Origin of the sequence: Pseudomonas sp. Eqa60 (assembly GCF_018326405.1) — a bacterium.
GTDB lineage: Bacteria > Pseudomonadota > Gammaproteobacteria > Pseudomonadales > Pseudomonadaceae > Aquipseudomonas > Aquipseudomonas protegens.
Map to the genome: position 1 here is coordinate 2,619,788 of NZ_AP024342.1, position 12,642 is coordinate 2,632,429.

At 66.3% G+C, this 12,642-nt stretch carries 13 protein-coding genes; 6 read left to right on the top strand and 7 right to left on the bottom strand.

The window, feature by feature from the left end; translation table 11 throughout:
- Window positions 1-32: 32 nt before the first annotated feature.
- The 6 genes from KI242_RS11980 to KI242_RS12005 all read right to left on the bottom strand — a co-directional run bounded on the left by KI242_RS11980 (window position 33) and on the right by KI242_RS12005 (window position 6,377).
- Window positions 33-1,049: an arginine N-succinyltransferase gene (locus KI242_RS11980; RefSeq protein WP_212806186.1), complete on the bottom strand. Its 1,017-nt coding sequence runs from the start codon at window positions 1,047-1,049 to the stop codon at window positions 33-35.
- A 173-nt stretch (window positions 1,050-1,222) separates the two neighbouring features.
- Window positions 1,223-2,572 carry an APC family permease gene (locus KI242_RS11985; protein WP_212806187.1) on the bottom strand — a complete coding sequence of 450 codons (1,350 nt, stop codon included), beginning with the start codon at window positions 2,570-2,572 and terminating at the stop codon, window positions 1,223-1,225.
- 215 nt (window positions 2,573-2,787) lie between these two features.
- Window positions 2,788-3,540, bottom strand: coding sequence for an N-formylglutamate amidohydrolase (locus KI242_RS11990; RefSeq protein WP_011060542.1), 753 nt, complete (start codon window positions 3,538-3,540; stop codon window positions 2,788-2,790).
- The gene (locus tag KI242_RS11995) at window positions 3,524-4,879 is read right to left on the bottom strand and encodes a glutamine synthetase family protein (RefSeq protein ID WP_015635040.1); all 1,356 of its coding nucleotides are present in this window, start codon (window positions 4,877-4,879) and stop codon (window positions 3,524-3,526) included. Before KI242_RS11995 ends, KI242_RS11990 begins: the two co-directional genes overlap by 17 nt.
- Window positions 4,876-5,520, bottom strand: coding sequence for an isochorismatase family cysteine hydrolase (locus tag KI242_RS12000; protein WP_011060544.1), 645 nt, complete (start codon window positions 5,518-5,520; stop codon window positions 4,876-4,878). The genes KI242_RS11995 and KI242_RS12000 overlap by 4 nt, the downstream gene beginning before the upstream one ends.
- Window positions 5,521-5,522: 2 nt before the next feature.
- On the bottom strand, window positions 5,523-6,377 hold the full coding sequence (locus KI242_RS12005) for a MurR/RpiR family transcriptional regulator (RefSeq protein WP_011060545.1): 855 nt from the start codon (window positions 6,375-6,377) through the stop codon (window positions 5,523-5,525).
- Between the two features lie 354 nt (window positions 6,378-6,731).
- Between KI242_RS12005 and KI242_RS12010 the strand changes: the two genes are divergently transcribed.
- Both KI242_RS12010 and cobF read left to right on the top strand, forming a co-directional pair.
- Window positions 6,732-7,307: a histidine phosphatase family protein gene (locus KI242_RS12010; RefSeq protein ID WP_210693719.1), complete on the top strand. Its 576-nt coding sequence runs from the start codon at window positions 6,732-6,734 to the stop codon at window positions 7,305-7,307.
- A 191-nt stretch (window positions 7,308-7,498) separates the two neighbouring features.
- On the top strand, window positions 7,499-8,260 hold the full coding sequence (gene cobF / locus KI242_RS12015; RefSeq protein WP_015635042.1) for a precorrin-6A synthase (deacetylating): 762 nt from the start codon (window positions 7,499-7,501) through the stop codon (window positions 8,258-8,260).
- Between the two features lie 45 nt (window positions 8,261-8,305).
- On the opposite strand, the gene ftrA is transcribed toward cobF, so the two are convergent.
- Window positions 8,306-9,292 carry a transcriptional regulator FtrA gene (ftrA, locus tag KI242_RS12020; RefSeq protein ID WP_053157556.1) on the bottom strand — a complete coding sequence of 329 codons (987 nt, stop codon included), beginning with the start codon at window positions 9,290-9,292 and terminating at the stop codon, window positions 8,306-8,308.
- A 103-nt stretch (window positions 9,293-9,395) separates the two neighbouring features.
- Between ftrA and KI242_RS12025 the strand changes: the two genes are divergently transcribed.
- From KI242_RS12025 to KI242_RS12040, 4 genes are all read left to right on the top strand, one after another.
- Window positions 9,396-9,830 carry a rhodanese-like domain-containing protein gene (locus tag KI242_RS12025; protein ID WP_011060549.1) on the top strand — a complete coding sequence of 145 codons (435 nt, stop codon included), beginning with the start codon at window positions 9,396-9,398 and terminating at the stop codon, window positions 9,828-9,830.
- 274 nt (window positions 9,831-10,104) lie between these two features.
- A complete protein-coding gene (locus tag KI242_RS12030) occupies window positions 10,105-10,884 on the top strand; it encodes an ABC transporter substrate-binding protein (protein WP_011060550.1) in 780 nt (259 codons plus the stop codon).
- 103 nt (window positions 10,885-10,987) lie between these two features.
- Entirely contained in the window at window positions 10,988-12,100 is a 1,113-nt protein-coding gene (locus KI242_RS12035) for a succinylglutamate desuccinylase/aspartoacylase family protein (protein WP_212806188.1), read from the top strand.
- A gap of 118 nt (window positions 12,101-12,218) precedes the next feature.
- On the top strand, window positions 12,219-12,593 hold the full coding sequence (locus tag KI242_RS12040; RefSeq protein ID WP_212806189.1) for a hypothetical protein: 375 nt from the start codon (window positions 12,219-12,221) through the stop codon (window positions 12,591-12,593).
- Window positions 12,594-12,642: the final 49 nt, after the last annotated feature.

Below are 12,642 nucleotides of genomic sequence, written 5' to 3' on the forward strand. Positions count from 1 at the left end.
TGACGCCGGGCAGGGGGGCAACAGGGGCCGGTTCATAAGGCAACGCTCCGTACCGGCTCGCCCGGCGCCAGTTGCAGGGCCTGGAACATGGCCGGGTCGAGGCCGATTTCAGCGCCCGGGGCGGTGTCCAGCGCCGCGACTATGGCGCGAAAGCCCTGCAGCCGCTCGTTGCTCAGCAACCACTGCTGGCCCTGGCCGCTCTGGGGGCTGGGGTAGCTGGTGGCGACCCGGCTCTGGGCGATCGAGCGCAGTTGGTGGCTGCGCCCCTGAAGGGTCGGCCCGGCATCGAACAGGTCGACGTACTGGGTCGGCGCGAAGCCTTCGTCGATCAGGATCTGGCAGGCCTCCCGGGCATCCGGGTGAACCTGGCCGATGCAGTCCTGGGCCGCCTGCGCCAGCATCGGGATGTACAGCGGGTACTGGGGCATCAGTTCGGCGAGAAAGCCGCGGCCCTGCAGGGCGCACAGGCGCTCGGCCTCGACATAGGGCAGGTCGAAGAAGTGCTGGCCCACGGCTTGCCAGAACGGCGACTCGCCGTTGGCGTCGCTGTAGCCGACGATCTCGCTGATGCAGCTGTCGGCGAAGCGCTGGGGGTGGGCGGCGATGAACAGCAACCGCCCGCGGGAGGTGAGCTGGGCCAGTGGGGTGCCGCCCAGCGGCGGGTCGACATGGAAGCTGCGCAGCAGGGTCTGTTCGCTGAGGTCGTGGCACAGCGACAGGGTAGGCACCCCGTGCTGGATGTTCAGCTCCCGGGAACTGCTGATGAACGGGCGGTTGCGCAGGCTGTAGAACGGGCTGGCAAAACCGGCAGTGGCGAGGATGTCCGAGCAGCCGCGCAACTGGCCGCTGTCGAGGTCCTCGAGCACCAGGAAATAGTTCTCCGGGCCCTGGCTGGCATCGCTCTTGGCGAAGGAGGCCTGGGAATCGAGGATCTTGTCCCGCAGGCAGGTTTCGTCATCCACCAGGGAGGTCACGCCCAGCAGGCGTTCGCGGGCCAGGCGCCGCAGTTGGGGCAGATCGGATAACGCCACCGGACGCAAGGCCAGCATGGGTGTACTCCTGTATCAAGGGCCGCTTGCCCCGGGGGGGCAGGCACTGGCCAGACATCACTGTCGGTTACCACGCAGTTCCACGGCCGCGGCATCCGGCGGCCAGTCCCCGGGCCGCTCTTGCTGGCAGCGCCGGGGTTGGCGCGACGCCCTGGGGCGCCGCGCGGGTGCAACTAGTGCTTGAGCGGGTCGGGCAGGGCGGCGCCGCTGCCCAGCTTGTTCAGCAGGAACAGGTAGACCAGCCCGGCAAGGATCCAGATGGCGCCGAGTTTCTGCGCATCCACGCCCATGTTGTACATGATGGCGCTGACGATCACGAAGCCGATTACCGGGCAGATCAGGTGGCGCACCACCTGGCCGGACTTCTGCCGGCGCCAGTAGAAATTGATCACGGTGATGTGCAGCAGCATGAAGCCGCTCAGGGCGCCGAAGTTGACCAGGGAGGTCAGGGTGTCCACCGAGTTGATGAACAGGTAGCAGATCAGCAGCGACAGCACCGCCACCAGGTAGATGCTGATGTGCGGGGTGTTGTGCTTGGTGTGGACCTTGGCCAGCACCTTAGGCAGCTTGCCGTCGCGGGCCATGCCGAACAGCAGGCGCGATACCGCGGCCTGCGAGGTGATGGCCACCGCCACGCCCCAGGCCAGCGCGGTGGCCACTCCGGTGAGGGTCGCCAGCCAGCTGCCGGCGGCCAGTTCGGCGATTTCATAGAAGGCGGTGTCGGCGGACTTGAAGCCCATGCCGGCGGCCAGGTCGGTGGCGATCCAGGTCTGTACCACGAAGATCGCGCCCATCACCACCAGGGTGATCAGCGCGGCGCGGCCGACGCTGCGGCCCGGGTCGCCCTTGACCTCTTCGGCGAGCGTGGAGATGGCATCGAAGCCGAGGAACGACAGCACCGCGATGGACACGCCCTGCATCAGCATGCCGAAGTGGAAGTTCTCCGGGTTGTACAGCGGCGCCAGGGTCAGCTGGCCGTTGCCGGCGCCACCGTGCAGGGCATTCCAGGCGTAGAACAGGAAGATCCCCAGGACCGCCAGTTGCGCCAGCAGGAACAGGATGTTCATCCGCGCGGTGAAGGTGATACCGCGCAGGTTGACGAAGGTGGCGCTGACCAGGAACGCCAGGATGAAGCCGACCTTGGGCACTTCCGGGTACAGGTGGTTGAGCGCCATGGCCGCGTAGACGTAGAGCAGCGGCGGGATCAGCAGGTAGTCCAGGAGCATCAGCCAGCCGGCAAGAAAGCCCACATGGGGGTTGAGGCCGCGCTGGGCGTAGGAATACACCGAACCGGCGATGGGAAAGGCGCGGGCCATGGCGCCGTAGCTCAGGGCGGTGAAGACCATCGCTACCATGCCGATGATGTAGGCCAGGGGCACCATGCCCGGGGCTTCCTGGTTGACGTAGCCGTAGACCCCGAACGGGGCGATGGGAATCATGAAAATCATCCCGTAGACCACCAGGTCACGCAGGCTCAGCCCGCGCTTGAGTTCCTGTTTGTAGCCGAATTCTTCAATCTCCATGAAGCCGTTCTCCTTGAGCCTGTGTAAGTGGGTAAAGGCGGGGCCCTGCGGGTCGTCATTGACACCTCGGGCCGCGCTTTCGTGTTTGAACCTGGCAGGGTTTAAAGACACACCACAGCGGTTTTTCTAGTTGTTGTACCGGTCCTGCAAACAGCGTTTTGGCGCGCCGGGTGAGTCCTTCGGGGCGCGCCGGTGAAACCTTCCTCTCGCCGCGGCTACAGCAGCGGCGCCAGTGTATCGCTCCAGTGCTGCACCGCTTCAGGGGTACGCAGCAGATCGTTGCGCACCTCGATCAATACCGACGCCAGGCCACGGGCGTCGCCGTGCACCGGCACGGTCATGTCGCTCAACGGATCGATCTCGTAGGGCTGGTTGCCCGCCACCTTGATCGGCAGCCTCCACAGCCCTTCGAGGATCCGCGCCGCGTAGTCGGTGGCGCTGCCATACAGCACGCCGATTTCCAGCGCGCGCGGCTGCCCGTAGTAGACCGGGGTGAAGCTGTGGATCCCCACCACCCGCACTTCACGGCCCTGGGCCAGGCGCCGGTCGATGATCCTTTGCAGGCGCTGGTGAAACGGCGTGAACAGCTGCTGGCGGCGGTACTCGCGAGTGGCCTCGTCCAGCTGCTGGTTGCCCGGCACCTGATAGATCTCGCTTTGCAGCGGGATGCTGTCGGGGGCGTGGCGCGGCCGGTTGAGGTCGATCAGCAGGCGCGAGTAATTGGCCGCGATCAGGGTCGCGCCCAGGGCCTGGGACAGGCTTTGGGCCAGTTCCAGGGCGCCCGGGTCCCAGGCGATGTGTTCGCGGGCCGCCAGCGGGTCCAGGCCCAGGTCGTGCAGGGCCGGTGGAATGTAGTGGCTGGCGTGTTCGCACACCAGAATCAGCGGGTGCTCGGAGTCTTCACGGATCAGGCGGTAGGCCGGCTCGGTGTAGAACCCCAGCTCGGCGGATTTAGTACAGGTGTCCATAGTGCTCACAGAGTTGGGCAGCGGTCAGGTGCTCGGTCAGGGACACTTCCTTTTGTTTGACGGCGAAGTAGGTGGCCAGCAGGTCCTGGGGCAGGAACTGCAGCAGTTCAGTGTTGCCGCGCAGGCATTCCAGGGCCTGGGGCAGGGAGCCCGGCAGCGGCACGATGCCACTGGCCAGGCGTTGCTCGGCGCTCAGGTCCGAGGGGGCCTTGTCGGTCACCGCATTGAGCACCCGTTGCTGTTCGAGGCCCAGGCGCCCGGCCATCAGGATGACCGCCATGGCCAGGTGCGGCGAGGCGGTGGCATCCAGGGCGCGGAATTCCAGGTTGTACTGCGGCGCCACCGGCTTGCCGCCCAGGCTCAGGGTCGGGCAGATACGCAGCGAGGCTTCGCGGTTGCGCAGGCCCAGGCAGGCGTAGGAGGCGCTCCAGTGATGGGGCTGCAGGCGCTGGTAGGAAATCGGCGTCGGCGCGGTGAAGGCGCACAGCGCCGGCAGGTGCCTGAGCACCCCGGCGGCCCAGTGCTGGCCCAGGCTCGACAGGTCGTCGCCACTCACCGCGTGGGGGTCGTAGAGCAGTGGCTCGCCGTCCAGGTTTTGCAGGCTCAGGTGCAGGTGCACCCCGTTGCACACCGCGTCGTCGGCAGTCTTGGGCGCGAAGCTGACCCGGTGCCCCAGTTGCCGGGCGATTTCCCGGGTGATCTCGCGCACGTTCACCGCCCGGTCGGCAGCGGCCAGGCCCTGGGTCGGCCGGCAGGTGATCTCGTACTGCTGCTTGCCGTATTCGGGGAGGAACATTTCCGGTTCGGCGCCGGCGGCTCGCAACGCCGCCAGCAGCCAGCCACCGAAGGCCGCGCCCTGGCGCTGGGCTTCCAGGGAGAAGGCCAGGTGCTCGCGCTGGCCGGTGCCGGTGTCGAGGTTGAATTCATGCTCGAAGGCCGCGGTGATCTGGATGCCCAGCTCGCGGTAGCGCTCGATTTCCTTGCGCAGCAGGGTGCGCGGGCAGGCCGCCCAGGGCGTGCCGTCGGTCTCGCAGATGTCGGCGTGGATGAAATCCAGCGGCGCCGCGCTGGCATCCGGCCCGGCGCCGACACTGACCCGGCTGTCCAGGTCGGGGATCAGTCGCAGGTCGCCATAGGCGCCCCAGGGGTTGTCCTCGGCGATCAGGTCCTGGGGCGTCAGCGCGCTGTTGGCCGGCACCCAGCCGCAGCCGCCGACCTTGTAGCGCTCCAGTTCGTCGCTGGGAAAGGAGCGGCCACGGGTGACGCCGATCAGGTCGGTGGTGACGATGCTGGTCATGGCCACCGGGGTCAGGGCCTCGATGCCCTGGCCCCGGCTCATCCGCGGATCTCCCGCAGGCGGCCGAGCACGGTGTCGGTGTCGGTGATCCAGCAGTAGCCCTTGATTGCGTTGAGGCAGGCCTGGTGCCGGGTATCGCCGTAGGTGGCGCAGGCATCTTCCACCAGGGTCACCAGGTAGCCGCGGTCGGCGGCGTCGCGCACGGCCATGTCCACGCACTGGTCGGTGACGATCCCGGCGATGATCAGGTGGCGGGTTTCCAGGTTGCGCAGCACGTAGTCGATGTTGGTGGAGTTGAACACCCCGGAGGAGGTCTTGGGCAGCACGATCTCGTTTTCCACCGGCTCGAGCTCGGCAATGATCGCCGCCTGGGGGCTGCCCTTGGGCAGGTGCATGTCCGACAGCTTGTGGTCCAGGGAGCGGTCACGGCCATCGGCGGTCAGGCTTTCGATAATGGTGTGCAGCACGTTCTGCCGCGCCTCGCGCACCGCCGCCAGCAGCCGTTGCTGGTTGGGGATCACCCGCTCTCGTGCGCGCTTGAGAAAGGCCTCGCCCTCGGGCCCTTGCAGGTGCGGATCGAACTGCGGTTCAAGCCACGCCCGCTGCATGTCCACCAGCAGCAGGGCGGTGTGGTCGACGACGAAGGGCAGGTCCCGGGGCGAACGGTGGGGCAGGCTGAACATCCTTATTTTTCCTCCAGCACATGGGTAGCAAATTCCGCCCGCAGGGCATCGATGCCCTCCAGGCGTTGATCAAGATGAGGGCTGCGCGGGGTCAGGCAGGCGACCAGCGCCTCGACCTGGGCCAGCGCCGGCACCAGGGTGTCGAATGGCGACAAGGATTCCACCGGTGCACTGATGACCAGGTCCGCCAGCTCCCGCAGCGGCGAGGCATAGATATCGGTGAACAGCACCACCCGGGCGTTGCGTGCCTTGACCGCACTGGCCACGCGCATGGCCTGGGACTGGTAGCGGCGGTAGTCGAACAGCAGCACCAGGTCCTGGCGCTGGACATCGAACAGGCGGTCCGGCAGTTGGGCGTTGTCGTCAAGGAAGAAACAGCCCGGGCGCATCAGCCGCAGGTGGTTGAACAGGTAGAGGGCGAGGAAGCTGCTGAAGCGGCCGCCGAAGCAGTACACCGAATGCCGGCTGTCCAGCAGCCAGTCCATGAGCACGCGGATGTCTTCGGGCTGGGTCAGGGCCTGGGTGTCCTGCAGTACGCGCTGGCTGTCGGCCAGGTAGCGGCCCCAGGTATCGCCCTGGGCCACTTGCGAACGCGGGCGCAGCAGGGTGCTGGGGGAGCGCAGGCGGTCATCCATGTCACTGAGCAGGGCTTCCTGGAATTCGCCGTAGCCGCTGAAACCGAGCTTCTTCACCAGGCGCACGATGGTCGGATCGCTGACCCCGGCGTGTTCCGCCAGGCGTGACATCGGCCCCAGCCCATTGCGCGGGTAGTGATCGAGCAGGGCCCGCACGACCTTGCGCTCGGACGGCGTGAGGTCGAGGGCGGGGTCGGTGATCAGGTCTCTGAGAGAGGGCATCGGGGTGCCTTGGAAAGTGATGTCGTTTTTATTTCATAAAATGGCGAAATGGATATTTATGTAATAGACGCTACATGTCTAGTGAATTTTCCTCTGATATCAAATTGCCCTGAAATGGGGCGGTTTCAGGTGGGAATCTGTTGTTGGCGGGGCGGGAAGCCACGGTGCGGGACGTAGGGGAGCGATCGCAACAGGGTCTGGCTTACGCCGAGCAGGCCGAATACAGTGGCGCGACCGCACCGGACAGGCACCGGCGTGCTGTTTTGCAATGAACCTTGGAGGCGGTTGCAGCAAAGATGTTGCATCTGCCCGGCCCGTGTAGGTTTGCCAATCGATAACGCCAGAGTAAACACCGTGCAGGCCACCCGTCTGACCCTGATCTGCCATGCCCGTACCGCCGCCCAGAAGCTGGCGCGTTTTCCCCGGGACGAACCCCTGGAGCTGGACTGGCAAGCCCAGGCCCTGAGCCGCGCCGGTGATTTCAAGCGCAGCATCCGGGTGTTGTGCGGGCCCGAGCTGCGTACCCGCCAGAGCGCCCAGCTGTTCAGCGCCGAGCATGAGGTGCAGGACGCCTTGCGCGACTGTGATTTCGGCGCCTGGCAGGGGCTGCGCATCGATGAACTGCAAGAGCGTGAACCCGAGGCGCTGCAGGCCTGGCTCAGGGACCCGCAGCTGGCGCCACCGGGAGGCGAATCCCTGGCCCAGTTGTGCCAGCGCGTGGCGCAATGGCTGGAGGTCATGGCGCAGCGCCCGGGCCACTGGCTGGCGGTGACCCATCCGTTCGTCATCCGCGCCGTGCTGGTGCAGGTGCTGCAGGCGCCGCTGGCCAGCTTCAACCAGATCGACATCGAGCCCCTGTCCCGGCTCGACCTGAGCCACGCCGGCCGCTGGCGCCTGCGCCTGCCCGGCCCCCCGACGCCATCCCGGTAGCCGCTGCCGAGCCCGCGAGGCTGCGCAAAGGCCCCGGGGGCCTTGCCTGGCCATCTCCAGCCGGACATGCGACGGCCTCCAGGCCAGCATCGCCGCGCCGATGCCCGCCGCCCCAGAGGGCTACAGAAGCATTTCTCATCAGGCCAAAGCGCCGCATACTGGCCCGCTGGCAAAACAGCGAGAGCAAGCCCATGAAAACCCTCCTGGTGATCGGCATCGGCGCCGGCAACCCCGACTACATCACGATCCAGGCGATCAAGGCGCTGAACCGCAGCGACGTGGTGTTCCTCATGGACAAGGGGCCGAGCAAGGATTCCCTGATCGACCTGCGGCGCGAGCTGTGCGAGCGCTACCTCACCGAGCGGCCCTTTCGTTACGTCGAGGCGCAGAACCCCGAGCGCGAGCGCGGCGACGTGGACTACCAGGCCAGTGTGCAGACCCTGAACCGCGACAAGCAGCAGGTCTTCGAGCGGCTGATCAACCAGGAACTGGCGGACGGTGAAACCGGCGCTTTTCTGGCCTGGGGCGATCCGGCGCTGTACGACAGCACCCTGCGCATCCTGCAGCAGATCCTGGCCAGCGGTACGGCGTCGTTCGAGTACGAAGTGATCCCCGGCGTCACCAGTGTCCAGGCCCTGACGGCCCGGCACAAAGTGCCGCTGAACCGCATTGGCCGCTCCGTGGAAATCACCACCGGACGCCGCCTGGCAGCGGGGCAGGCCGGCTCCGCCGACAGCCTGGTGGTGATGCTCGACGCCGAGGATTCCTACCGCCACCTGCGCAACCAGGGCCTGGACATCTACTGGGGGGCCTACCTGGGCACCGCGGATGAAATCCTCATCAGCGGCCCCTTGGACCAGGTGGCCGATGAAATCCGCCGTGTACGCCTGCAGGCCCGCCAGACCCATGGCTGGATCATGGACACCTACCTGCTGCGCAAACCCCAGGACTGACGCCCCGCCGGACCAGCGTCGCCCCCTTCGCCGGCAAGCCGGCTCCTACGGGCGCGGTGGTGTGGTGCTTTCCAGGCCGCGGCCGAAGCGTTCGCGGTACACCGACGGCGGTACGCCCACCAGGCCGCGAAAGGCCACGCGAAAGCTCTCCACCGAGCGATAACCGCAGCGCAGGGCAATGCTTTCGGTACTCTCGCTGCCGCTTTCCAGCAGTTCCCTGGCCCGGGCCAGCCGTTCATGCTGCAGCCAGGCCTTGGGCGAGGCGCCAGTGGCGTCGTGGAAACGCCGCAGGAAGGTGCGTTCGCTCATCAGCGCCCGGGCCGCCAGTTCGCTCACGCTCAGCGGTTGATGCAGGCGCTCCCGGGCCCATTGCATGACTCGCGACAGGTCGCTGCGCGGGGTACGGCTGACCGGTGCGGGAATGAACTGCGCCTGGCCGCCGGTGCGCTGCGGCGACATCACCAGACGCCGGGCCACGCTGTTGGCCACCTGGGTGCCGAAATCCCGAGCCACCAGGTGCAGGCAGGCATCGATACCGGCGGCGCTGCCGGCGGAAGTGATCAGTTGCCCGGCATCGACATAGAGCACATCCGGGTCCACCCGGATATTCGGGAAACCCTCGGCCAGCTCGCGGGCGTAGCGCCAGTGAGTGGTGGCGCTACAACCATCCAGCAGCCCGGTCGCCGCCAGAACGAACACCCCGGAGCAGATCGACAGCAGCCGCGCACCGCGTTGGTGGGCCTGGCGCAGCGCTTCCAGCAACTTCGGCGGCGGCGCCTGCTCGCGGCTGCGCCAGCCGGGAATGATGATGGTCCGCGCCTGCTCCAGCAGCTCCAGGCCCCCGTCGGCCAGCACCTGGATCCCGCCCAGGGCACGCATCGGGCCGGGGTCCACGGCGGCGATGGTTTGCCGGTACCAGGGGAAATCGAACTCCGGCCGGGCCAGGCCGAAGATCTCCACGGCAATGCCGAACTCGAAGGTGCAAAGGCCGTCGTAGGCCAGGATCGCGACCAAACCGGGAGGATTGTGCATTTGGCGGAAAGTTACCAGTCAGTGTCCGGGTCGCCACTTTAGCGTGGTGGGGCAGGGCCTATAAAGTCCTTCCCACCTTAATCGCAAGTTTCTGGAGACGCCCATGACCAGCCTGGTCCGCAGCACTGCCGCCGCCCCTTCGGCCATTGCCCTGATGCATTTTTGCAACCGCCTGACCTTTGAAACCGACTGTTCCGACGTCCACAGCAGCCAGGAGGCCGGTGAAGTGGATTTTGTCCTGGTGGATGTGCGTGGCCCCGAAGCCTTTGCCCGTGGCCATGTCCCCGGGGCGATCAATCTGCCCGGGCGCTTGCTCACCGCCGAACACCTGGCCGGTTATCCTCGCGACACCCTGTTCGTGGTGTATTGCGCCGGCCCTCACTGCAATGGCGCGAACAAGGCGGCGGTCAAGCTGGCGGCCCTGGAATACTCGGTCAAGGAGATGATCGGCGGTGTCACCGGCTGGCTCGATGAGGGCTTCCAGCTCAGCACCGGGCAACCGCGCCGCGAGGGAGCGGATCTGTCCTGCGCCTGCTGAAGGGCTGACTCCGCTGGTAGCGGCCTTGGGCTGCGGCTAGCGGGGATGTGTCGGTAAAAATGGCCCGTTCTGAGGCGAACGTCGGGATTTTCAGGGACAAACGCATCATGCCGGGGCGAGGGAGGAGGCAGAGGATCGCGGGCGCATATTTTTTATAAGTATTTGTCGCATAAACACAATTTGCATCCCGGGAGCCGCTCTAGACTGCTGGCCACTTCGATTTGCCCCCCAATCGAAACCAGCCAATAAAAGCCTCCGTCTCCTGGAGTTATAAATGAACAAGTTTGCGCTGTTCGGTGCCCTGGCACTGTCGCTGTTTTCCTTCACCGCTTCGGCCGACGAGGCCAAGCCGATCCGTATCGGTATCGAAGCCGGCTACCCGCCGTTCTCGATGAAGACCCCCGACGGCAAGCTCACCGGTTTCGATGTCGACCTGGGCAACGCCCTGTGCGAGCAGATGCAGGCCAAGTGCACCTGGGTCGAGCAGGAGTTCGACGGCCTGATCCCGGCGCTGAAAGTGAAGAAGATCGACGCCATCCTGTCGTCCATGACCATCACCGACGACCGCAAGAAGAACGTCGATTTCACCATCAAGTACTACCACACCCCGGCGCGCTTCGTGATGAAGGCCGGCACCAGCATCAAGGACCCGCTGACCGAGCTCAAGGGCAAGAAGGTCGGTGTGCTGCGGGCCAGTACCCATGACCGCTTCGCCACCGAAGTGCTGGTGCCGGCGGGCATCGACCTGGTGCGCTACGGCTCCCAGCAGGAAGCCAACCTGGACATGGTCTCCGGCCGCGTCGACGCGCTGCTGGCGGATTCGGTGAACCTCGACGATGGCTTCCTGAAAACCGACGCCGGCAAGGGCTTCGCCTTCGTGGGCCCTGAGTACAACGATCCGAAATACTTCGGCGGCGGTGCCGGCATTGCCGTGCGCAAGGGGGATCAGGAACTGGCCGGGAAATTCAACAAGGCCATCACCGAGATCCGTGCCAACGGCAAGTACAAGCAAGTGCAGGACAAGTACTTCGATTTCGACGTCTACGGCGAGTAAGCCCGGGCGTTGAAAAAGGTGGTTGCCGGGGGCCGGCCGCCACCTTTTTTGTGCGCCACTGTTTTATTCTGCGCCACGCCTTTTTCTGATCTCCGGAGTTGCCATGCAACGCATCGACCATTCCTTGCCCTGGGGCCACCTGGGCACCCAGCGCCAGCTCAGTGTGTTCCGCTTTGGCAGCGGCCCGCGCAAGGTGTACATCCAGGCCAGCCTGCACGCCGACGAACTGCCCGGCATGCGCACTGCCTGGGAGCTCAAGCAGCGCCTGGCGCAGCTGGAGAACCAGGGGCGCCTGCAGGCAGTGGTCGAGCTGGTGCCGGTGGCCAATCCCATCGGCCTCGACCAGCAGGTGCAGGGCAGCCACCTGGGGCGTTTCGAGCTGGGCAGCGGCAAGAATTTCAATCGCGCCTTCGTCGAGCTCAGCGGCCCGGTGGGCGACTTGATCGGCAAGCAACTGGGGGACGACGCCACGGCCAATATCGCCCTGATCCGCCGGGCCATGGTCCAGGTGCTGGATGAGCTGCCAGCGGCTGATTCGCAGCTGCAAGCCCTGCATCGCTTGCTGTTGCGCCATGCCTGCGACGCCGACATCACCCTCGACCTGCATTGCGATTTCGAAGCGGCGATCCACCTCTATGCCTTGCCCCAGCACTGGCCTCGCTGGCAATCCCTGGCGGCGCGGCTCAAGGCCGGGGTGGCGCTGTTGTGCGAAGACTCCGGCGGCAGCTCTTTCGATGAATCCTGTTCCGCGCCCTGGCCGCGCCTGGCCCGGGACTTTCCGCGGGCGGCGATTCCCCCGGCAAACCTGGCCGCCACCCTGGAGCTGGGCAGCATGGGCGACACCCGGGTGCAGCAGGCCCGGGCCAACTGCGAAGCCATCCTGGGGTTTCTCGCCGAACAGGGGCTGATCAGCGGCGAGTGGCCGGCCGCTGCGCAGCAGTGCTGTGAAGGCATGCCCTTCGAAGGCACCCAGTACCTGTTCGCCCCCCACCATGGCGTGGTCAGTTTCCTGCGCGATGCCGGAGAGTGGGTGGAGCGTGGCGATGCGTTGTTCGAAGTGGTGGACCCCTTGAGCGATCGCGTCAGCACCGTGTGTGCCGGCACCAGCGGCGTGCTCTTTGCCCTGGACCGTGGGCGCTACACCCAGCCGGGCATCTGGCTGGCCAAGGTGGCCGGCCGCGAGGCGATTCGTGAAGGCAAGCTGATCAACGACTGAACCGCCACCGCAGGGGTCGATCGGGCGTTGGCTGGCCAGCGCAAGCTGCAGCGCGCCCACCCCTTGATCCGGCGTCACGCCCTGCGCCGGCCAGCCGGCTCCTATGACAGATGTGCCCATGCCCCGAGTGTCGCTGTGCATCCGCCTGCTGTTCGCCCTGTGTCTGCTGGCGGCGACGTTCAATCACCTGCGCGCCGCCTTCGAGCATGGCCTGCTCTGGGATTATGGCTACGGCGCCGCCACGCCCCTGCTCAGCCGGGCCTTCTGGGGCTCCCTGACGCTGTTCGATCCGCTGGCGGCGCTGCTGCTGTTGGTGCGCCCGCGCTGGGGCCTGCTGCTGACCCTGGCAATCATCCTGCTGGATGTGCTGCACAACAGCCTCTACGTGGCGGCCCATGGCCAGTGGCTGGAGACCTTCTACCTGTCCCAGGTGGGGTTTGCGCTGGCGGTGCTGCTGTGCTCGCCGCTGGCCTGGCGCGGGCTGGGCAGATGAACACTCGGGACTGGCAGTGCTAGGCTCTGGCGACCCGTTTTTACCCCTT